At 54.5% G+C, this 21,966-nt stretch carries 22 protein-coding genes; 6 read left to right on the top strand and 16 right to left on the bottom strand.

Annotated elements, in window-relative coordinates; all coding sequences use genetic code 11:
- Nucleotides 1–132 precede the first annotated feature (132 nt).
- On the top strand, nt 133–1,620 hold the full coding sequence (locus tag IT893_RS08245) for an aldehyde dehydrogenase family protein (RefSeq protein ID WP_197147421.1): 1,488 nt from the start codon (nt 133–135) through the stop codon (nt 1,618–1,620).
- Nucleotides 1,621–1,974: 354 nt separating this feature from the next.
- Nucleotides 1,975–3,195: a threonine ammonia-lyase gene (locus IT893_RS08240; RefSeq protein WP_063089440.1), complete on the top strand. Its 1,221-nt coding sequence runs from the start codon at nt 1,975–1,977 to the stop codon at nt 3,193–3,195.
- Nucleotides 3,196–3,286: 91 nt separating this feature from the next.
- Here IT893_RS08240 and IT893_RS08235 read toward each other — a convergent pair whose 3' ends face one another.
- Nucleotides 3,287–3,769 (bottom strand): flavin reductase family protein, encoded by a 483-nt coding sequence (locus IT893_RS08235; RefSeq protein WP_064781452.1) that lies wholly within the window; start codon nt 3,767–3,769, stop codon nt 3,287–3,289.
- Between the two features lie 256 nt (nt 3,770–4,025).
- On the opposite strand from IT893_RS08235, the gene motA reads away from it, so the two are divergent.
- The 4 genes from motA to IT893_RS08215 all read left to right on the top strand — a co-directional run bounded on the left by motA (nt 4,026) and on the right by IT893_RS08215 (nt 8,034).
- Nucleotides 4,026–4,880 carry a flagellar motor stator protein MotA gene (gene motA / locus IT893_RS08230; RefSeq protein ID WP_063089439.1) on the top strand — a complete coding sequence of 285 codons (855 nt, stop codon included), beginning with the start codon at nt 4,026–4,028 and terminating at the stop codon, nt 4,878–4,880.
- Nucleotides 4,881–4,920: 40 nt separating this feature from the next.
- Entirely contained in the window at nt 4,921–5,895 is a 975-nt protein-coding gene (locus tag IT893_RS08225) for a flagellar motor protein MotB (protein ID WP_197147420.1), read from the top strand.
- Between the two features lie 119 nt (nt 5,896–6,014).
- Complete coding sequence (locus tag IT893_RS08220) at nt 6,015–6,755, top strand: arginyltransferase (RefSeq protein ID WP_197147419.1); 741 nt, start codon at nt 6,015–6,017, stop codon at nt 6,753–6,755.
- A gap of 184 nt (nt 6,756–6,939) precedes the next feature.
- Nucleotides 6,940–8,034 carry a TRAP transporter substrate-binding protein gene (locus tag IT893_RS08215; protein WP_008891137.1) on the top strand — a complete coding sequence of 365 codons (1,095 nt, stop codon included), beginning with the start codon at nt 6,940–6,942 and terminating at the stop codon, nt 8,032–8,034.
- A 148-nt stretch (nt 8,035–8,182) separates the two neighbouring features.
- Here the strand turns inward: IT893_RS08215 and IT893_RS08210 are convergent, their stop codons facing one another.
- The 15 genes from IT893_RS08210 to folK all read right to left on the bottom strand — a co-directional run bounded on the left by IT893_RS08210 (nt 8,183) and on the right by folK (nt 21,833).
- On the bottom strand, nt 8,183–9,556 hold the full coding sequence (locus IT893_RS08210) for a TRAP transporter large permease subunit (protein WP_120226012.1): 1,374 nt from the start codon (nt 9,554–9,556) through the stop codon (nt 8,183–8,185).
- Nucleotides 9,556–10,101, bottom strand: a complete 546-nt coding sequence (locus tag IT893_RS08205) for a TRAP transporter small permease subunit (RefSeq protein ID WP_064781455.1) — start codon at nt 10,099–10,101, stop codon at nt 9,556–9,558. Before IT893_RS08205 ends, IT893_RS08210 begins: the two co-directional genes overlap by 1 nt.
- A gap of 237 nt (nt 10,102–10,338) precedes the next feature.
- Entirely contained in the window at nt 10,339–12,582 is a 2,244-nt protein-coding gene (parC, locus tag IT893_RS08200) for a DNA topoisomerase IV subunit A (RefSeq protein WP_063089430.1), read from the bottom strand.
- A 130-nt stretch (nt 12,583–12,712) separates the two neighbouring features.
- Entirely contained in the window at nt 12,713–13,468 is a 756-nt protein-coding gene (gene recO / locus IT893_RS08195) for a DNA repair protein RecO (RefSeq protein ID WP_120226011.1), read from the bottom strand.
- A gap of 9 nt (nt 13,469–13,477) precedes the next feature.
- Nucleotides 13,478–13,645 carry a hypothetical protein gene (locus IT893_RS08190; protein ID WP_156518943.1) on the bottom strand — a complete coding sequence of 56 codons (168 nt, stop codon included), beginning with the start codon at nt 13,643–13,645 and terminating at the stop codon, nt 13,478–13,480.
- Nucleotides 13,645–13,875, bottom strand: coding sequence for a hypothetical protein (locus tag IT893_RS08185; protein ID WP_008891142.1), 231 nt, complete (start codon nt 13,873–13,875; stop codon nt 13,645–13,647). The genes IT893_RS08190 and IT893_RS08185 overlap by 1 nt, the downstream gene beginning before the upstream one ends.
- 49 nt (nt 13,876–13,924) lie before the next feature.
- Nucleotides 13,925–14,863 (bottom strand): GTPase Era, encoded by a 939-nt coding sequence (era, locus tag IT893_RS08180; RefSeq protein ID WP_008891143.1) that lies wholly within the window; start codon nt 14,861–14,863, stop codon nt 13,925–13,927.
- The gene (gene rnc / locus IT893_RS08175) at nt 14,856–15,539 is read right to left on the bottom strand and encodes a ribonuclease III (RefSeq protein WP_008891144.1); all 684 of its coding nucleotides are present in this window, start codon (nt 15,537–15,539) and stop codon (nt 14,856–14,858) included. Before rnc ends, era begins: the two co-directional genes overlap by 8 nt.
- Nucleotides 15,539–16,285, bottom strand: a complete 747-nt coding sequence (gene lepB / locus IT893_RS08170) for a signal peptidase I (protein WP_008891145.1) — start codon at nt 16,283–16,285, stop codon at nt 15,539–15,541. Before lepB ends, rnc begins: the two co-directional genes overlap by 1 nt.
- 25 nt (nt 16,286–16,310) lie before the next feature.
- Nucleotides 16,311–16,706, bottom strand: a complete 396-nt coding sequence (gene acpS / locus IT893_RS08165) for a holo-ACP synthase (RefSeq protein ID WP_064789141.1) — start codon at nt 16,704–16,706, stop codon at nt 16,311–16,313.
- Nucleotides 16,707–17,456: a pyridoxine 5'-phosphate synthase gene (locus tag IT893_RS08160; RefSeq protein WP_008891147.1), complete on the bottom strand. Its 750-nt coding sequence runs from the start codon at nt 17,454–17,456 to the stop codon at nt 16,707–16,709.
- Complete coding sequence (locus IT893_RS08155) at nt 17,453–18,115, bottom strand: DUF2062 domain-containing protein (RefSeq protein WP_231959728.1); 663 nt, start codon at nt 18,113–18,115, stop codon at nt 17,453–17,455. The genes IT893_RS08160 and IT893_RS08155 overlap by 4 nt, the downstream gene beginning before the upstream one ends.
- A 179-nt stretch (nt 18,116–18,294) precedes the next feature.
- Entirely contained in the window at nt 18,295–20,439 is a 2,145-nt protein-coding gene (locus IT893_RS08150) for a bifunctional (p)ppGpp synthetase/guanosine-3',5'-bis(diphosphate) 3'-pyrophosphohydrolase (protein WP_063089421.1), read from the bottom strand.
- Between the two features lie 403 nt (nt 20,440–20,842).
- A complete protein-coding gene (gene rpoZ, locus IT893_RS08145) occupies nt 20,843–21,175 on the bottom strand; it encodes a DNA-directed RNA polymerase subunit omega (RefSeq protein ID WP_008891150.1) in 333 nt (110 codons plus the stop codon).
- A 109-nt stretch (nt 21,176–21,284) separates the two neighbouring features.
- The gene (gene folK / locus IT893_RS08140) at nt 21,285–21,833 is read right to left on the bottom strand and encodes a 2-amino-4-hydroxy-6-hydroxymethyldihydropteridine diphosphokinase (protein ID WP_082923512.1); all 549 of its coding nucleotides are present in this window, start codon (nt 21,831–21,833) and stop codon (nt 21,285–21,287) included.
- Nucleotides 21,834–21,966: the final 133 nt, after the last annotated feature.

The raw sequence follows: 21,966 nt of genomic DNA, 5'->3' as shown, positions 1-21,966 counted from the left end.
CCGATTAGGGTACTAATTGCGCTTGATATTGCATCGCCCTGTCGATAATTTGGTAAACCAATACCAAATAACCAATATCGTGCGCCCCGCGCGGTTTACCGCAGATGCACGCCAACCCACAGGGAGCCTGAAATGCCCATCGATCCGATCCTTGATCCATCCGTTCTGGCCAAGGAGCTGTCCGGTTATCATCTGATCAAAGGTAAACTTGTCGCCCCGAAAAACGGCAAAACCTTTGATGTTCTTAATCCTGCCACGGGCAAGGTCATCGGTCAGGCAGCCGACGGTGACGCCGATGACGTCGCGATTGCAGTCGCCGCCGCCAAGGCCGCCCAGAAGGACTGGGCCGAACGCCCGGCGCGTGAACGCGGCAAGCTGTTGGCGGAATGCGGTCGTATCCTGATGTCACATGCCGAGGAACTTGGCCGTCTGGTCGCCCTTGAGTCGGGCAAGGCCCTTCGCACCGAAAGCCGGGTTGAGGCATCGGTTCTGGCCGATATGTTCGTCTTTTTCGGCGGACTTGCGTCCGAGCTGAAAGGTGAAACAGTTCCGTTTAACCCGAACATGATGACCCTGACCACCCGCGAGGCAGTGGGCGTTGTCGGTGCAATCATTCCGTGGAACGTTCCGATGATGCTGATGGCGATCAAGGTTGCTCCAGCTCTGGTTGCCGGTAACGCAGTCGTCGTAAAATCCGCCGAAGACACCCCGCTTGCCGTTCTGCGCGTGTGTCAGATCATGCAGGAAGTCCTTCCCGCGGGCGTCTTTAACATCCTGTCGGGCTTTGGCCCGTCTTGTGGCGGCCCGCTGGTCGAACACAAGGATGTCAAAAAGGTTTCCTTCACCGGATCGGTTGAAACCGGCCGCACGGTCTATCGCGCCGCTGCCGAAAAACTCATTCCGGTCACCCTTGAACTGGGTGGCAAATCCCCGATGATCGTCATGGGTGATGCCGACCTTGATAAGGCGATTGCCGGTGCGATTGGCGGCATGCGTTTCACCCGTCAGGGGCAAAGCTGCACGGCGGCGTCACGCATGCTGGTGCATGAAAGCCTGCATGACGAATTCGTCAAACGCCTGATCGATAAGGTCAACACCCTTAAAATGGGTGATCCGCTGGATGAAGAAACCGACATCGGCACGATCATCAACCGCAAACAGTTCGACAAGGTTTGTGGCTATATCGAAGTCGGTGAAAAAGAAGGTGCGACCAAAAACGAACTAAGCGCCCTTCCCACTGACAGCGCCCTTTCCGATGGCCTGTTTGTCCGTCCGGTGATCTTCACCAATGTCGATCCGAATGCACGGATTGCCCGTGAAGAAATCTTTGGCCCTGTTGCCTGCGTGTTCAAGTTCAAAACCTTTGAAGAGGCCCTTGAACTTGCCAATGACAGCGACTTTGGTCTGGCTGCGACCGTCTGGACGACGGACCTTAAAACCGCACTTGTCGCCACCAAGCGCCTCGAAGCCGGTTTCGTTCAGGTCAACCAGAACCTTGTTGTCCAGCCGAACCTGTCTTATGGCGGCATCAAGCTTTCCGGTCTTGGCAAGGAAGCATCGCTTGAAAGCATGCTCGAACACTTCACCTACAAGAAGACCATTATCCTCAATATGGAATAACGTGTCTGTCGCTTGATACGATTGACCAGAAGAAACCGGGTTGCACGTGACGCAACCCGGTTTTTCTTTTCCGATGCTTGACCTTGCGCGCGCAATCCGCAAAGGTGCGTTTCTCAAACACATCGAAACCCGGAAAGTACATGGCTATGTCTGCAGCTACTGACATCCTCGCATCACACTCTTGCCCGCCTCTTCGTGCCGGTGTGATCGCCATGATTATGGGTATTTCCGACCTGCGAATGTGATCCCTGTCATCTGCGGATGACAGGACCGGTTTAATACCGCTATTCACGCCATAAAATATTACTATAGCCATCGCATCAGATTGCGGATGGCCGCAGGAGTACGGAAATCATGACTGTTTCCTATCACGATATTGTTCGCGCCTCGGGCTTGCTCGAAGGCATTGTTGCGAAAACACCACTGGTGAAATCCTTAACGCTTTCAAACATTTGCCAGGCGGATGTTTATCTGAAACTTGAAAATCAGCAATATACCGCGTCGTTCAAGGAACGTGGCGCCTATGTCAAACTGGCAAGCCTGACTCCCAAAGAACGCGAAAAAGGTGTTATCGCCGTGTCGGCTGGCAACCACGCGCAGGGTGTCGCCTATAACGCCAAACGACTTGGTATTCCCGCCACCATCGTGATGCCCAAAAACACCCCCTACACCAAGGTTCACCATACGCGTTCGCACGGTGCCGAAGTTGTTCTGACCGGCAACGTCTTTGCCGAAAGCCTTGAGGCCGCCGGCCGCATCCAGCAAGAACGTGGTCTGACCTTCGTCCATCCGTTTGATGATCCACATATCATCGCAGGCCAGGGCACTGTCGGGCTAGAGATCCTTGATGAAAACAAAGACATCGACACGGTTGTCGTGCCGATTGGCGGTGGCGGTCTGGCATCGGGCGTTGTCACCGCGATCAAGTCGCGCCGCCCCGACATCGAAGTCATCGGGGTTGAGACCAAGCTTTACCCCTCCATGTATGAAGGCATACACGGCAAGGAATTCACCGGCGGTGGCGTAACCATTGCCGAAGGCATTGCTGTCAAACAGCCCGGCGGCCTGACGCTTGAAATCTGTAAGGAAAAGCTCGATGACGTCGTTCTGGTCGAAGAAAGTTCGATCGAACGCTCCATCCAGATGATGATCGAGATCGAAAAAAGCGTTGTCGAAGGTGCCGGTGCCGCTCCGCTCGCCGCCCTGCTCGATCACCCGGATCGCTTCAAGGGCAAGAAAGTCTGCCTGATTATCAGTGGCGGAAACATCGATACCCGCCTGCTGGCACAGGTTCTGATGCGCGGCATGGCCCGCGAAGGCCGCCTTGTTCGTGTCCGGATCGAAATTCCGGATGTGCCGGGCGCACTATCCACCATCAGTGCATTGATCGGCGAAGAAGACGCCAACATCATTGAAGTCTATCACCAGCGCCACTTCTATGACGTCCCGGCAAAACAGACAGATGTCGACATGGTGCTTGAAGTGCGCGACACCCAGCACGGACAACAGGTGATCGACCGCCTGATCAAGGAAGGATTCGGTGGCCGCCTGCTTGGCAACACGTCCCTCGACTAGGGCAGCCTTCATCTAAAAACGACAAAGGGCCGTTGGTGTTGCACCACGGCCCTTTTATTTTGTGAACTACATCACATCGCAAGCAACAACATTAGTCACCCAGCGTGCGATACCGCCCACCATAATACAGCAACGGCGCACCGGTTTCGCCCATCACCAGTTCCTGAACATGACCAACGATGATGCTGTGATCTCCGCCTTCATGCAGCGCGTGACGTTCGCAGGTCAGGGCCGCAACACTACCTTTAAGACGCGGCATACCAAGGCTGTCATCTTCATATGCAACCTTGTCCCAACCATCCTGCCCGGGGGCTGAAAACAGCTCGGACACCTGCTTTTGGCTCTGGCTCAGGATATTGATGCAAAACCGTTTGGCATCTCCGGTGAACAGCGCGTGAGTCGCAGCACGGTGATCAACCGAAAACAAGACCAGCGCTGGATCAAGCGACACCGAGGCAAAGCTGTTGATGGTAATGCCCGCTTTTGCACCGTCTTGGGCGCGGGTGGTTACAACGGCAACGCCGGTTGTGAATTGACCAAGGCAATCGCGAAAATCGCGCGCAGAGAAAGACATATTGAAGGAAGCTCTCGTATACCAATATGGATGGGTGACGCGTCCCGAATGGAGCTTGGGGAAAATGGCGTCTATTCACCGCGCTGTCAAACCTAACTCGCAGCTAATTTAAACGCGATGTTAATAAGATTAAAACTTAATAAGAGCATATAGATATCAGAAACACGTTCTGCACTGCCGCAGAAGGCAGATGTTTCGATGAACTCGGGGTTGATCGTTCAGGTATCTGGCTTGGGGTAGCGGAGAAGAAAAAAGAATGTTCTTGATCATTGGTTATATCGTCGTAGTCGGCTCTGTCTTGGGTGGCTATCTGCCGCATGGCGACTTTGGCATTCTTGTGCAACCGCTTGAAGTTCTGATCATTTTCGGGGCTGCGTTTGGTGCCTATTTGACTGCCAACCCGCTTGGCATCGTGAAGAAATCCTTCACCTACACCATTCGCGCCATGAAAGGCCCGAAGAAAAAGGCCGCCTATCTGGAACTCCTGATCTGCCTTTATGCGATTTTCCGCCTTGCGAAATCCAAAGGCGATCTTGCGCTTGAAAGCCACGTTGAAAACCCGGAAAGCTCCAGTCTGTTTTCCAGTTTCCCGATGCTGATGAAAGATCATCATGCGATGGAATTCATGTGTGACTATCTGCGCTTGCTTACCCTTGGCACGACAAACGCCTATGAACTCGAAGCGGTGATGGATCAGGAACTTGAAACCCATCACGAAGAAGAGCACGCAGTTGCCTCTGCTGTGCAAACGGCTGGTGACGGCCTGCCGGCACTTGGCATTGTGGCGGCTGTTCTTGGCGTTATCGTCACCATGAGCTCGGTGACAGAACCGCCTGAAATTCTCGGTGGCCTGATTGCGGCGGCCCTTGTCGGTACCTTCCTTGGTATTCTTGGTGCCTATGGCTTTGTCGGCCCGACCGCCTCGATCATCAAAAACACCGTGGACGCTGACGGAAAATATTACAGCTGCATCAAAGCCGCCCTGGTTGGTCACATGCAGGGCTATGCCCCGCAGGTCTCGGTGGAGTTCGCCCGTAAAACCCTCCCGCATAATCTTCGACCCAGCTTCAAAGAGCTTGACGAAGCGCTGCAAGACGCGCCCACGGCTTGATTTTGCGATAAAAGATCTGGTTTAGAGGACAACGCAGCAAATGCCCGATATCGTCATAAAAAAGATCAAAAAAGGTGGGCACGGGCATCATGGTGGTGCCTGGAAAGTTGCCTATGCCGACTTTGTGACGGCGATGATGGCATTCTTCCTGTTGCTGTGGTTGCTTTCAAGCGCGACCGAGGAACAGTTGCAAGGCGTGTCGATGTATTTCACGCCCGAGACCATCTCGCAAAATGAATCGGGTTCGGGCGGTTTGTTGGGCGGCACCAGCCTTGCCGAAGAAGGTGCACTGCGTTCTGAATTCGGATCACCATCCATCAGCATGGAAATCCCGCCGGTCGAAACACCGGAAGAACGCGAAGCCATCCGTGTGGCCCAGATGGAAGAACAGGAATTCAACGAGGCACAGGAAGAACTCCTTAAGGCAATCGAAGCCAATGAGGAACTTCAGGGCCTTGAAAAGAACATCCGCATCGAAAACACCGATGAAGGGCTTCGCATCCAGATCCTTGACGAAGACGGCACCGCCATGTTCCCGAGCGGCAGTGCCGCCATGGCCGATCATACCCGCCTTCTGCTGCAACAGGTCGCTGGCGTGATTGAAAACATGCCACAGGATGTCTCGATAGAAGGCCATACCGATGCCGTGCCGTTCAACCGGACAGACGGATATTCCAACTGGGAGCTTTCAGCCGATCGTGCGCTGGCGACCCGTCGTGCGCTTGAAGACATGGGGCTTGAAACCGGACGCTTTGCCAAGGTTGCCGGTCTGTCAGACACCGACCCGCTCCTGCCCGAGGCACCGGAAAATGAAAGCAACCGCCGCATCAGCATCACCTTGCTGCGTGGTACCGGCGAACGTTCCGCGCTTGAAGGCACCGGCGAAGCTGGCCAAAACGGACAAACTGCACCGGCAGGTGCAGCACCCGCTGGCCCGGCACCATCGCCTGCACAACAACCGGCACAGGGTGAAAACCAGCGCCGCCCGACCTTCTCGGTTCCGTCACAACGTTGATTTGAAATCCGGCAACAGAAATCAGTGCCCTTTTGACCGTCAGGCCTTTAAACTGTCATAAACAACACCTAATCTCATAGAATAGTTCTCTTTGATGTGACCGGGACTGATCGGATCAAATGACAGTTAATCAGCGGCGCCTGACCCAGCACTATTTTATGACCGCACCGATGCCGTGCCCATACCTGCCCGGCCGGTTCGAACGTAAACTGGTCACGGAATTGCGCGGGCCAGAAGCCAACAACGTCCACGATCTTTTGTCGCGTGCTGGCTTTCGCCGCAGCCACTCCATCGCCTATCTACCAGCCTGCAGTGATTGCAATGCCTGTGTTCCGGTTCGGGTCCGCTGTGACGGGTTCGAACCCAGCCGGTCTTTCCGCCGCATCAAGAACAGAAACAGCGATCTTGTCCGCAAGGTGATGCCACCGTCCGCGACACAAGAACAATATCAGCTGTTTAGCACCTATCAGGATGCCCGACATGGCAATGGTGACATGGCGCGCATGGATGCCCGTGATTACCGCGCAATGATCGAAGACAGCACTGTGGAAACCTCGACCTTCGAGTATCGCCGGGATGATGACAGCCTGATTGCTGTGGCGCTGGTTGATATTCTGGCCGATGGATTATCTGCTGTTTACAGCTTCTTTGACCCGGAAGAAGACCGCCGCGGACTGGGCACTTACATCGTGCTTGATCTGATCGACGAAGCCAGAATGCTCTCTCTTCCGCATGTCTATCTCGGCTACTGGATCGGCGATTGCCGCAAGATGTCATATAAGATGCGCTTCCAGCCCCTTGAAGGCTTCCGCGACGGTCAATGGATCTCGATGGAAGACGCCGATAGCGACGCGGACTAAGCTGTAAAAGTTCACGTTCTGCACCAATTGCGCGAACCACTTTCCCCAATTAGACTAAAGTACCATACAACAACTCGATCCTCGGTTGCCTGCCCGTAAAGACGCATATAAGCTTCGTCTCAAAGCTGATCATCCAGCTTTTACAGATAAATCATGAGCTTGCATCTTTGGGAGGTTGTAACCAATGAAACGTCGCCAATTTCTTTCCGGCGCTGCCGTAGCAGGTGCGACTGCTGCTGCCGCGTCAACTTTCGCCAAACCGGCAATTGCCCAGGACGTCCGCGAATGGCGGATGGTCACCACCTGGCCGAAAAACTTTCCGGGCCTTGGCACCGGCGCAAACCTTCTTGCTGAATACATCACCAAGGCATCCGAAGGTCGCCTGAAAGTTACCGTTTTTGGCGCAGGTGAAATTGTTCCGGCATTCGAAGCCATCGACGCTGTTGGCAACGGCACCGTCGAAATGGGCCACGGCGCGCCTTACTACTGGAAAGGCAAAGTCGACGCGACCCAATATATCGCAGCAATGCCGTTCGGTCTGAACGCACAGGAACAGAATGCATGGTTCCAGTGGGGTGGCGGTCAGGAACTGGCCGATAAGGTCTATGCGGAACTGAACTGTAAGTTCTTCCCGTCGGGCAACACCGGCACCCAGATGGGCGGCTGGTTCAACAAGGAAATGAACACCATTGACGACTATAAAGGTCTGAAAATGCGTATTCCGGGCCTTGGTGGCGAAGTTGTCAAAGCTGCTGGTGCCAACGTTGTGAACCTTCCGGGTGGTGAAATTCCGCCGGCACTGCAGTCGGGCGCGATTGACGCAACCGAATGGGTTGGTCCGTATAACGATCTGGCTTTTGGTCTCTATAAATCGGCCAAATACTACTACTATCCGGGCTGGCACGAGCCGGCGACCGTTCTCGACAACTTCATCAACCTGGATGCATGGAATGCACTCCCGGATGATCTGAAAGCCATTGTCGAGCAGGCAAACCGTGCTGTGAACCAGATGGTTCTGTCGGAATTCACCGCGCGTAACGTTCAGGCACTCGACACCCTGCGTAACAAGCACGGCGTTGATGTTCGTCCGTTCTCTGACGACATTCTGACCGGCCTTGGCAAACTGTCGGGCGAAGTTCTGCGTGACCTGGTTTCGTCGAACCCGCTGTCGCAGGAAGTCTTCGAAAGCCTTATCGCCTTCCGTACCCAGTCGATCGCATGGTCGAAATTCTCGGAAGCGGCATTCGCACAGGCACGTGTCCTGCCGTTCAAATACTAAGTTCTCCGATTTCGGAAAACGACAAAGGGCTGGCATTTGCCAGCCCTTTTTATTTGGCCTGCTCCAAACTTATCAGAGCCGGTCACTGAAACAAAAAAAGGCACCCATCACGGGTGCCTTTTTCTTTGATGATATGTCGCCGTCGTTCTTAGAACAGAACGCTCGGAAGCCAGGTTGCCAACCACGGGAAGGCAGCCACAAGGCACAGGCCAAGCATCTGGATAACCACGAACGGAACAATCCCGCGATAGATATCCCACGTCTTGATCGCCGCCGGGGCCACACCGCGCAGATAGAACAGCGCAAAGCCGAATGGCGGTGTCAGGAAGCTGGTCTGAAGGTTGATTGCAATCATCACACCCAGCCAGACCGGATCGACATCAAGCTTAAGCAGGATCGGGCCGACAATCGGGATCACAACGAACACGATCTCGATGAAGTCGAGGAAGAAGCCCATGACGAACATAAGCAACATCACGACCAGCATCGCACTGAACACACCACCCGGAAGGTTGTGCAGCAGTTCTTCGACCAGATGATCGCCACCCAGACCACGGAACACCAGCGAGAACACCGACGCACCCAGAAGGATGACAAACACCATCGCGCTGACCTGAACCGTCTGGCGCACCACATGGCGCAGCACAGGCATATCAAGACGGCGATAGAACGCAGCCAGAATGGTCGCACCGACCGAGCCGAATGCCGCAGATTCCGTCGGCGTTGCAATCCCGGTCAGGATGGAGCCCAGAACCGCAACGATCAGCAATGCCGGCGGCAGCAATGCACGCAGCACTTCACCCCAAAGGCCTGCCGGGCGTTTGCCCTCGACCAATGCCGGTGCTGATTCCGGATCAATCAGGGATTTGATGATGATCCAGCCGATATAAAGCGCAACAAGCATAATTCCCGGAATAAAGGCACCGGCGAACAGATCCATCACCGAAATCGGTTCCGGTGCCCAGTTGCCCAGCGCACGCTGCGCTTCGGCATAGGCCCCCTGCAGGATATCACCCAGCAGAACCAGAACGATCGACGGCGGAATGATCTGACCCAGCGTACCCGATGCACAGATCACACCGGTCGACAGTTTCGGATCATAACCGGCTTTTTGCATCGCCGGCAGGCTGAGCAAGCCCATGGTCACAACCGTCGCACCGACGATACCGGTGGATGCTGCCAGCAACATACCGACGATCACGACCGAAATACCAAGGCCACCACGCATGGTGCCAAACAGCATGCCCATGGTGGTCAGAAGCTTCTCGGCGATCCGTGCGCGTTCAAGCATGACGCCCATGAACACGAACAACGGGATCGCAACATAAAGCTCGTTGGTCATCACACCGAAATAGCGTGACGGCAAAGAGCCCAGAAGCGGCATATCGAATGTGCCCATGGCGTTGCCAATAAGCGCAAAAGCAAGACCGGTGCCCGCAAGTGAGAAAGCAACCGGAAAACCAAGAAGAAGCACGCCGCAAGCTACGGCGAACATCACCAGGCTAAGAATTTCCCCCGTCATCAGACGCCCTCGTGCTCTTCTTCTTTGATTTCAAACTCTTTGTGACCGGTCAGGACCAGAACACTGCGCGCTGCCAAAGACAGCCCCTGCAGCAGCATCAGGACACCAAAGACCAAAATCACAGACTTATACAGGAACAGTCCCGGAAGCCCGCCGGTTTCATGCGATCCTTCCAGACGGTGCCAGCTCGTGACAACGTAAGGATAGCTGTACATCAGGATCATGATGACGACAGGCGCAAGCAGGAACAGGGAACCAAAAAGGTCTACCCATGCCTTGTAGCGCGCAGATGCCGGACGATAGAAAACGTCAACACGCACATGCCCCCCATGCAGCAGCGTGTAACCCGCGCCGACCATGAACATGATGCCGTAAAGCCACATATAGCTTTCCTGCATCGACACCCAGCCGACCGCAAAGCCATAACGCAACGTTGCCACCAAAAATGTGATCACCACCATGGGGATCACCAGCCAGGCTACTCCGCGTCCGATCCAGTCATTAAGACTGTCGACGGCGCGGACGAAATTTCCCAGAAATCTCACTTTTCACTCCCAAGCCCTTTTTTGAATCTCACAGGAAAATTGCGGGCTTCCTGTTAAACAGGTTGGGAAGTTACAGATTAACCACCGAAAACGCTATATCTTTTGCACCGAATTTCGGCCATTTCTGCCGGGAAATGCAACAAATCACAGGCAGTGCATCAATTTTCGTCATTCAGGCAAAGAAAAAGCCGGATGACTTGGCACCACCCGGCTTTTATCAAGGCGTTTTAACACCCGTTATTCAAACTTGTTGGACCGCGGGAAGCCATTTGGCGGCAGGCGCCCTGCCCCCGCCCGTTTGCCAATCCATTCGGCCAGTTCGGTCACAGTCCGGGTACGACCTTCGCTGCCACCCATCGTCCAGCTGAGACCTTCTTCAAGGTTAAACAGGATAAGGTCGGAAAGACCGCCTTGACGGTATTTCTGCAGGATCACACCGCGACCACGCGTCATTTCCGGAATTTCCGAAACCGGATAAATCAGCAATTTGCGGTTATCGCCGAGAACAGCAACATGATCTTGCTCAACCGGCAGGAAGATCTTGGCAACTTCACCAGTTCCAAGGTTAAGCACCTGTTTGCCGTTTTTGGTCTGCGCAACCACTTCTTTCTCGGCCACCAGGAACCCACGTCCACCGGAACTTGCCACCAGAAGGTTACGGCCTTCCTTGTGCACCACCATCGAAACAATGTCATGTTCCTGCGGCAGATCGATGGAAAGACGGATCGGCTCCCCATGACCACGGCCGCCCGGCAGTTTGTCACACGACATGGTGTAACAACGCCCGGCCGTCGACAGGATCAGAAGCTTGTCAGTGGTGAAGGCCTTCAGCGCAAAGCGATGCTCGTCACCATCCTTGAACTTCAGGTCGCTGATATCGGCGACATGGCCCTTAAGCGCACGCACCCAACCCATTTTCGAACAGATCACCGTAATCGGTTCACGTTCGATCAATGCTTCCAGCGGAACTTCGATTTCTTCCGGTGCATCGCCAATCTCGGTGCGGCGTTTGCCAATGGCAGTCTTCTTGCCAAAGTTTTCACGCATCACCTCGATCTCGTCGCGGATTTTCTCCCAACGCAGGCTTTCGCTGGCCAGCAGTGCTTCGAGACCCTGCTTTTCCTCGGTAAGTTTGGCATGCTCGTTCTTGATTTCCATCTCTTCGAGCTTGCGCAACGACCGCAGACGCATGTTAAGGATCGCATCGGCCTGCACTTCGGTCAGGTCAAACGCCTTCATCAGGGCGTTTTTCGGCTCATCCTCAAAACGGATGATCCGGATCACTTCATCAAGGTTCAGATAGGCAACAAGATAGCCTTCCAACACCTCAAGACGGTGATTGATCTTGGCCAAGCGATGGTTGGAACGACGGATCAGAACATCCTGACGATGTGCTAGGAATGCGCGCAGAACTTCGCGCAAGTTCATCACACGTGGCGTGTTATCGCCGTCCAGAACGTTCATGTTCAAGCCAAACCGGATTTCCAGTTCGGTATTCTTGAACAGCATTTCCATCAGGTGTTCCGGTTCAACCGCGCGGGTCCGTGGCTCCAGAACCAGACGAATGATATCGGTCGACTCATCGCGCACATCGTTCAAAAGCGGCAATTTCTTTGCCACCATCAGATCGGCGATACGTTCAACCAGCTTGGCTTTCTGAACCTGATAGGGAATTTCGGTAATCACGACCTGATAAAGACCGTGGCTAAGCTTCTCGACTTCCCATTTCGCACGCAGGCGGAATGAACCACGTCCGGTCGCATAGGCTTCCAGAATGTTTTCACGCGGCTCGACCAGAACGCCACCTGTCGGGAAATCCGGACCCGGCACACAACGCACAAGCTGCGCAATCGACGTTTCCGGATCATCAATCAGTTTGATCAGGGCCGTGCAAAGCTCGCCTGCATTGTGCGGCGGGATGTTGGTCGCCATACCCACGGCAATACCCGACGCACCATTGGCCAAAAGGTTCGGGAAAGCAGCCGGCATCACAACCGGTTCTTTTTCCTCGCCGTCATAGGTCGGGCGAAAATCAACGGCATCTTCGTCAAGGCCATCCATCAACGCCGCGGCAACCGCTGTCATGCGGGCCTCGGTGTAACGCATTGCCGCGGCGTTATCGCCATCAATGTTGCCGAAGTTGCCCTGACCATCAACAAGCGGATAACGAACCGCAAAATCCTGTGCCAGACGTACCAGCGCGTCATAGACCGACTGATCACCATGCGGGTGATATTTACCGATCACGTCACCGACAACACGCGCACATTTCTTGAACCCCTGTTCCGGGTTCAGTTTAAGCTGACGCATGGCGTAAAGAAGACGACGATGCACTGGCTTAAGGCCATCACGCACATCAGGCAGGGAACGCGACATGATTGTCGACATCGCATAGGCGAGATATCGTTCGCTCAGCGCGTCTGCAAGCCGGGTTTCCCGGATTTGTCCGGCACTGGCCGGATCGGAAGTCTTGGTGCTCATGAACGATTTTTCTTGTTGCTTGTCAAAATGGACATGTGCAAGTGCGTTCGGACCCGAACACCTTACGTTATTGGCAACATACTACGCCGGGCATGGTCTTGGTCAACATATGGCGCGCAAATTGCCGAATTTATTTTTCTGCTCCGATATCCGTGCGCCAGACATGGCTGACAAGACGGTCCCGCGCAGCAACAGGTTTGATGCCTTTTGCCTCGAAAATATCGCGGTGAATGAAGAAACCAGTCAGTTTCAGACCATCGCGCAACTGTTCTGATAAAGACATTTCCTTGCGCGATTGAGACGCCCGCCCGGCGGCAAGAAAGGCCGGCAACGGCAACATCCGGTCGCGATACGCCTGCCCTGATGCCTCACCAACGGCGCGGCCGCTTTTGGGGGATACAAAGGCAAGGTTTTCGGTCTCATTGGTCGCGGCACATCGATCCAGTGCCAAGCCGTAACCGAGCTCTTCCAGTAACCCGACTTCCCAACGGATATAGGCAGGCAACCATTGCTCGGACTTGAGTGCCGAAATCAACGCGACGGTCCCACGATACAGATCCGGATGGGCTTCGCGTTCCGGAAGTGTTGCATCAAGCATCGCACAGGCCGAACTCATCGCCATCAAGGGGCCAGCATGCAACAAAAGGTCTGCTGCATGCGCCCCGGTCAGTTCACAGCGAAATTGCCCCAGATGTTCGGCCAACCGGGCGGACCACCCCACCCTGATTTCATTGCCGGGCTCAAGGGTGCCACGCATGGATTTGCTGGTAGCACCCCGTACCAGACCGGCATGGCGGCCGTAATCACGTGTCAGGACAGAAAGACGGACTGAATTTTCACCCAGCTTGCGTGTCGAAAGAACGATACCGTCATCCCGCCAATCCATCCGCGTACCTTAGAAAAAGCCGCTGGGTACAATGAGGCGGGTGACAAGGAAAAAGAACCCGAGCAGGCAGGACGCAAGACTGAACAACGCCAGACCGAACACAACCTTGCGCAGGATCGGGCGGTTCGGGATTTCTTCGATGGCATCAGACAGTGGATCAGATGAGTCATTACGCATTAGGTCGGGCCTCCACCCGTCATGCGCCAGAAAAGGCCCAGCACAAAGACGGCGATCGCAATCAGAAGTGCAATCAGGTTAAGTGGTTTGTGCAGGAACGATTTTTCACGTTGCACAGACGCACTGGAATTGCGGTTGCGGAACGGACGTCTGGCGACGCGCGCAACAATCATTGCGGCAGCAGCGCCAACAATGATCATGACAATTCCCCAGACGGATCCGATTTCCATTACTTACCCGGCAATTTGTGGTCACTCGATATGGGACCAGTCAACGCGATCAGGCGTTGTGATCAAGACCCCACATGGCAAAGCGGTTGGGATCATCGCCCCAGTTTTCACGCACCTTCACAAATAGGAACAAATGTACCCGGCGTTCGAAAATGGCTTCCAGTTCCTTGCGGGCGTCACTGCCAAGCGCCTTGATACGTTTACCGCCCTTGCCAAGGATGATCGCCTTCTGGCCTTCACGCTCGACAAAGATGGTCTGTTCAAGCTTGACCGATCCATCCTTGCGCTCTTCCCAAAGCTCGGTCTCGACCGTTGCTGAATAAGGAAGTTCCTGCTGAAGCTGGTAATAAAGCTTTTCACGGGTAATTTCGGCCGCAAGCAGTCGCAGCGGCATATCCGAAACATCATCTTCCGGGAACATCCAAGGGCCATCGGGCATCTTGGCGGCAAGGAAATTCACCAGATCTTGCGTACCCGCACCCTTTTTGGCCGAAATCATGAAGACATCGGTAAAGACTTCATGGGCAAACAGGTCTTGGGACAGACGCAGAAGCTTTTCCTTGTCCGATACCTTGTCGACCTTGTTCAACGCCAAAATCGCCTTGCGGTTCTGTTCCTTAAGCGTCTTGATGATGGCCAGGTCTTCGTCCGTGATGCCGCTTCCGGCATCAATCACCAGAACAACAAGGTCCGCGTCATCTGCCCCATTCCAGGCGGCCTTGACCATCGCACGGTCAAGACGGCGTTTGGGTGCAAAGATGCCCGGCGTATCAATGAAAACAATCTGCGCGTCTTCGGTCATGACGATACCGCGCACGCGCGTCCGCGTCGTCTGGACCTTCGGCGAGACGATGGACACTTTCGTACCAACCAACTGGTTCAAAAGTGTCGATTTGCCGGCATTCGGCGCACCAACGAGGGCCACAAAGCCACAACGTTGCTGATAAGGTAATCTGTCTTCGGCCACCGGTGTGGGAACCTCATTCATCACTAAGTTTATCCAACATCAATTTTGCGGCGAGTTGTTCCGCTTCGCGTTTCGATTTGCCTTCCGCACTGACACTGTCACCGTCGCCGGTCGTCAGTTCGATGGTAAATAACGGCGCGTGGGCCGGGCCTTCACGGCCGACCATCTCGTATTTCGGTAACGGCTTGCCCCGCCCTTGCAGCCATTCCTGCAATTGCGTTTTGGCATCCTGCGGCGGCTTGTTGGCTTCATCCAAAAGCGGCGTCCACAGCTTTTCAATGAAACGCCGCGCCGGTTCAAGACCACCGTCAAGATAGAGTGCGGCAATCACCGCCTCCATGCAATCAGATAAAATCGCCGGATTGGTATCCGCCCCTGCTGCGCGTTCACCCTTGGCCATCTGGATGTGTTCACCCAGTTTGATCTGTTCTGCCACGCGCGCCAAAGTCTCGCGGCGCACCAGTGCGACAAACCGTTTGGCCATGGCACCTTCGCGCTCACGTCCGAACCGGGTATAAAGCATCTCTGCCACGACAAGACCCAGCACACGGTCGCCAAGGAACTCAAGGCGCTCGTTGCCGCCGCTTAGCATATCCTTGCCCTTGGCGGCACTGCGATGGGTCAGCGCCACACGCAAAAGGTCGGGATCGGAAAAACCGTGATCAATCTCGGCGATCACCGGCAGGCCGTCGCTCATCAGTTAACCCCCTGGAACAGGCGATCAAAGCGGATGCTGCCAAGGTCATAAACCGGCTGAGAGCTGTCCTTGGAATAGAACAGGAATTCAGCACGCCCGACCAGGTTTTCAATCGGAACAAACCGGAAGCGCGACGGGAACGCACGGCTGTCTGCCGAATTGTCGCGGTTATCACCCATCATGAAGAAATGACCTTCGGGAACGGTGAAAGCTTCGGTGTTGTCGCTCGGCCCCTGATCGCCAAACATCTCAAGAATACGATGCACACGGCCATTTGGCAGGGTTTCGATATATTGCGGCACTGCGGCCGATCGCCCGCCACCATCGGTCAGGATGTAATCCTCGATGCGCTCGCGCTCGATCATCTTGTTGTTGATGTAAAGGCGGCCTTCCTTGACCTGAACGGTATCGCCCGGCAGACCAATCACACGCTTGATGTAATCCTGCGAGGTATCAGACGGCAGTTTGAAGACAACCACATCGCCACGTTCCGGTTCGCTTTCAAATACACGGCCGGGAATGATCGGCAGGCTGAACGGCATGCTATGCTTCGAATACCCATAAGAGAATTTCGACACAAACAGATAATCCCCCACCAGCAAGGTCGGGATCATCGAGCCAGACGGAATATTAAACGGTTCGAAAGCAAAGGTCCGAACCATAAGTGCAATGACAATGGCCCAGAAAACGGTCTTCAAGGTGTCGAGCAAACCACCCGTTTTCTTCTTATGCACAAGCTTTTCCATTCCGTGTTCAACCAATCAATTTTTGTCAATCTGCCGAAATCACAACGACCGCATTGGCCATCGGATATTCGTCCGTCAGGGTCACATACACAGAGGCAGTTTTCCCATCCGGGGTCAATTCTTCAAGTCGTGCTTGCGCACCTTCAATCAAAACCATATCGGGCTTGCCGCTGGGCTGATGTACCACACCCATGGTGTTATGATAAACACCGCGACGAAAACCGGTCCCAAGCGCCTTTGAACAGGCTTCCTTGGCGGCAAACGCCATGGCCAGCGACGAGGCAGTCCGGTGCGGCTTGCGTTTGGCACGCGCAATCTCGATATCGGTAAAGACACGCTTCATGAAACGCTCGCCATGGCGTTCAAGAGTAGCCTCTATCCGACGGATATCGCATAAATCTGTGCCAATCCCAATGATCATTTACGCATAACCTGCCTGCGTGCGTGCTTCATCCATCAAACGGCGCATCTCGGCAATCGCCGCTTCAAGCCCGACAAACACCGCCTCACCAATCAGGAAATGCCCGATATTAAGCTCGGCAATTTCCGGCATGGCGGCAATCGGCTTGACGGTTTCGAAATTCAAACCGTGACCGGCGTGGATTTCAAGTCCGATCCCTGCCCCATATTGCACAGCATGGCGGATACGGTCCAGTTCGCGGGCGCGTTCTTCATCGGTCTTCGCATCGCAATAGGCGCCGGTATGGATTTCCACCACCGGCGCGCCAAGGCTTTTGGCCGCATCAAGCTGTGCCTCGGATGCCTCGATAAACAGTGAAACGCGAATGCCGGCATCACCAAGGTCCGAGACAAAACGTTTGAGATGATTATGCCCACCGGCAACATCCAGCCCGCCTTCGGTCGTGCGTTCTTCGCGTTTTTCCGGCACCAGGCAAACCGCGTGCGGCTTGGTCTGAATTGCGATGGCCAGCATTTCATCGGTTGCCGCCATCTCGAAATTAAGCGGCAAATCAACTTCTTCGCGCAGGCGCTGCATATCCGCATCACGGATATGGCGACGGTCTTCGCGCAGGTGCGCGGTGATACCATCCGCACCAGCCGCCTTTGCAAGCTCTGCTGCCCGCACCGGGTCGGGCAGATCGCCGCCGCGGGCATTTCGAATGGTCGCAACATGGTCAATATTGACCCCGAGGCGCAGCTTCGCATTCATGATGTTTCATCCTGCTTTTTGGTGGCGTGCTTTGCGGCGGTTCCGATCTTTTCCTTGGCACTTTCAAGCATCGGGCCAAGGCCATGACGCTCGGTCTTTTTCATCCGGCGCAAAATGCGGTTATGGCGATAAATCACAACCGCACGGCGGATTGGGAAGTAAAACAGTATCCAGATAACAATCGTTGTCGGAATACAGCCAACCACCATCGGCCAGATGATATCAACAATGCTGGCCCAAAGTTGCCCCAGTGCCTGCTGATCGCTGACATCCCAATTACCGAAAATAAGCCCGCCACCGACATAGTTCAGGCCGAGGACAACGAATTCCCACAGCACCGCCATATCGAAATGCACTGTCGAACTTGCCGAATGCGCGCCAAGGATCCAATTGCCGCAGGTATAAAGCCACAACCAGATAAACGGAAACGTCCAGGGATTGCCAACCACTGTCCCCAAAAGCGACGCCACCACGTTACTGCGCGTCAAAAGGCTCAGCAGTGTCGAGATGACAAAGTGGAACCCGATAAACGGCGTGAAAGACACCGCCGCCCCGATCGCAAAACCTGAAGCGATGCTATAGGGCGATCCCGGCAAACGGGCGACCCGATGGGCAAAATACTGTGACGAACGACGCCATCCGCCGCGCGGCCATACCACGTTGCGTACACGCTGAAAGGATGAAGGTTTGCTGCGGCGCCGAAACATGCGGGGTCAGTTCTGGATCTAATCACGTAATGCTGTAAAATCTTGAAGCATATGCGTAAGTGCTGACTGCGCGATTGGCAAGGCTTTTGCGCCAAATTCGCCTAAAAGGTGAAGGCGTTTACAGTTCGCCGTCACCCGCGCGCGCGTTCAACGGCATTGACCACCGGTGTGGCACGCAATGCGGCAATGATATTGGTCAGGTGTTTGACATCGACCACATCGATATCAATCAGCATTTCAAAGAAGTCTGTCGTGCGATTGGTAAAGCGCAGATTGGTGATATTGCCATGGTTCTTGGCAATCACGCTGGTGATTGAGCTAAGCGCCCCCTGCTCATGCCCCACGGTCAATCCAAGGCGACCGATGAAGTGTTCCGGTTCGCCCTCGTTATCCCACCCGACATCAAGCCAGCGTTCCGGCTGCTCGGTAAAGGTTTCAAGCGTATCGCAGTCAATCGTATGGATTGTCACACCCTTGCCGGTTGTAACAATCCCGACAATCCGGTCCCCCGGCAACGGATGGCAACAGCCAGCATAATGCACGGCCATACCGGGAATAAGGCCCTTGATCGGGATGGCGTGATCATGTTTGCGGGCGCGCACCTTATCAAGTGGCACAACCTTGCGCGCCGTTTCCTTGTCCTTGGTGCCCGGGAACACGGCATGAACAACTTCACGCCCGGTGTGATGCCCGGCCCCCACAAGGGTCAAAAGTGCATCAACCGATGGCTGCTTGAAGATTTTAAGAACCCCTTCAAGCGCCTTGTCGGAATAGTCATAGCCTTCCTGACGGAACGCCTTTTGCAAGATCGCCTTGCCAAGATCCTTGTACTGGTCTTCCTGCTGCTGGCGGATAAAGCGACGAATTCGCGCCCGCGCCTTACCGGTAACAACAAACCGTTCCCAGGTCGGATTCGGCGTTTGCGCCTTCGATGTTACGATCTCGACCTGATCACCGTTATTGAGCACCGTACGCAACGGCACCATCGCCCCATTGACCTTGGCCCCAACACAGGTATCCCCAATGTGGGTATGGATCATATAGGCGAAATCGACCGGGGTTGCGCGGGCCGGAAGGGCGATCACATCGCCCTTCGGGCTAAAGCAGAACACCTGATCCTGGAACATCGCAAGCTTGGTATGTTCAAGGAATTCTTCCGGTTCGGACGCATGTTCCAGAATATCAAGAAGGTCACGCAGCCAACGATACTGCACCCCTTCCTTCTGCTGTCCGGTCGGTGCTTCCTGTTTATAAGCCCAGTGCGCGGCCACACCGTTTTCGTTGACCTCGTGCATCTGGCGGGTGCGGATCTGAACCTCGATCCGGTGATTTTCCGGGCCGAGCACCGTGGTATGGATCGAACGATATCCGTTGGGTTTCGGCGTCGAGATATAATCCTTGAACCGGCCCGGCACCACTTTGTAATTGGCGTGCAGATAGCCCAGCACTTCATAGCAATTGGGCATGTCATCGACGAGCACGCGAAACGCCATGATGTCAGACAGCTCACCGAAGGTGATGTTCTTGCGCTGCATCTTCTGCCAGATCGAATAGGGCCGCTTTTCGCGCCCGTAAATGTCGACCTTAAGCCCCTGACGCGAAATGACTTCGGTCAGTTCGGAAACAATCCGGCTGACGACGTTGTCATCCTTCTCGCGCAGGAATTCCAGGCGGGCGAGGATCGAATCCCGTGCTTCGGGATTGATATGCTGGAAGGCCAGATCTTCAAGCTCTTCCTTGATGTCATGCATACCGATGCGCTCGGCAAGCGGGGCATAAATCTCAAGCGTTTCAGCAGCGATCCGCACACGCTTTTCCGGCTTGGAGATATAATGCAACGTCCGCATGTTGTGCAGTCGGTCGGCCAGCTTGACCAGCAACACGCGAATGTCTTCGGACATCGCTAAAAGCAACTTGCGGAAGTTTTCTGCCTGCTTGGAATCGGCTGATTTAAGCTCGATCTGGGTCAGCTTGGTCACACCATCGACCAGCTTCATGATGTTGGTCCCGAAAAGCTTGGTGATCTCTTCAGGGGTCGCATCGGTATCTTCGATGGTGTCGTGCAAAAGGGCCGTGATGATCGTGTCGCAATCAAGCTTGTAATTGGTCAGAATGCCTGCGACTTCAATCGGATGGGAAAAATACGGGTCACCGGATGCGCGTTTTTGCGAACCGTGTTTCTGGGTCGCATAGACATAGGCCCGGTTCAGCGTGGTTTCGCACGCATCGGGGTCGTATGCCTTAACCCGTTCAACAAGTTCGTATTGCCGCATCATTCAGGGGCGTCTCCGCAGTTTCTAGGGTCCAAACTCATTCACATAATCGCTCCGGTCTCCCGGATTTGTGCGGATACGCGAAGCAAAACTGCAGAAAGATATACATCTTTCAAGGTTTTGCGACAAAGTAGCCCGTGCAAATCCGGGAGATCCGAAGGACAACTGATATGAGAGAAAGCCTCTGCGTCAAATCCCTTGATCGGGGATCACCCCGTTCTGCGGGCTTTTCCTAGCTTTTTCTCTCATATCAGTTGCCGGATCGGTCATGTGAATGAGTTTCGACCCTAAGGGGATATAATCCATCCCCTTTCATAAGATAGTACGATCTGGACAAAAAAAAGCCACGGAAGATAAACACCGTGGCTCTTCTTTTGGAAAGGTTCAGATCAAAACCAGTCTGACCTTATTCTTCTTCCGACGGAGCAACAACGCCAGCGGAAGCTTCTTCAACAGCTTCAGCAACCAGTTTCGGACCGAAATCGTCTTCGGTTTCTTCCGGCTCATCGGCTTCAACATGCCGCTGCAGACCCTGCACCATGCCATTGCGCAGATCGTCAAAATCAACCGTTACTTCGGCGATTTCACGCAGCGCAACAACCGGGTTCTTGTCGTTGTCACGATCAATGGTCAGTTCTGCACCGGCCGAGATGTTGCGTGCACGCTGAGCTGCAAGCATTACAAGCTCAAAGCGGTTCGGAATCTTGTCAACGCAATCTTCGACGGTAACGCGCGCCATAAATGTCTCCAGAAATACTTTTGGGGTGTCCAGACCGAGCTTTATAGCGTCGGATCACGTGTGTTGCAACAGCGAAACCACTCTTTCGATCAGGTTTTCGCATGCTTTATCAGCCATTCGTTTGTTTGCGAATCTGCTGATCGGCCGGCAGATCGGAAATCAGATCATCAACGGTGCGGTTCAAAACCGGGTGAACCCAGTCGGCAACCACATCGCGCAACGGCAGCAAGACAAACGCCCGTTCCGCCATGCGCGGGTGCGGCACCTGAATGCCGCCCTCTTCACGCACCAGTTCCCGCCCATAAGCAATCAGGTCAAGGTCAATGACGCGCGCGGCATTGCGTTCCCGCCGAACACGCCCGAATTCGGCCTCAACGTCATGTAACCGCAAAAGCAGATCATGCGCTGACAAGCCCGTCGAAATGCGTGCAACACCGTTCACGTACCAAGGCTGATCGGAAATCGGCACCGGTGCCGTTTCATAAAACGATGACACCTGATCGATCGAAATGTCGCCATTTTCGGCCAATCGACGCAGTGCGGCTTTCAATGTTTGTGCAGGCGCACCATATTCTTCGGTAGGCAAATTTGCACCGAAAGCAATCAGGATAGCGTCATCCGCGATCATGCTGGTGTCTGACGGTGAAGAATTGCGCACAAAGAAGACCTTCGGTTCGGTGATTGGGCGTATGACAAGGTTCGGAAAGACGGCATATCTAAGGGAGCCACCCTGCTCTGTCCACGATATTTTCGCCTTTCTTTGTCCCGGCGCCCACGGTAAACATGAAAGG

Origin of the sequence: Thalassospira sp. A40-3 (assembly GCF_015871485.1) — a bacterium.
Lineage (GTDB): Bacteria > Pseudomonadota > Alphaproteobacteria > Rhodospirillales > Thalassospiraceae > Thalassospira > Thalassospira tepidiphila.
Note: the sequence above shows the minus strand (reverse complement) of the source record. Positions and strands in the feature narration are given on the sequence as shown.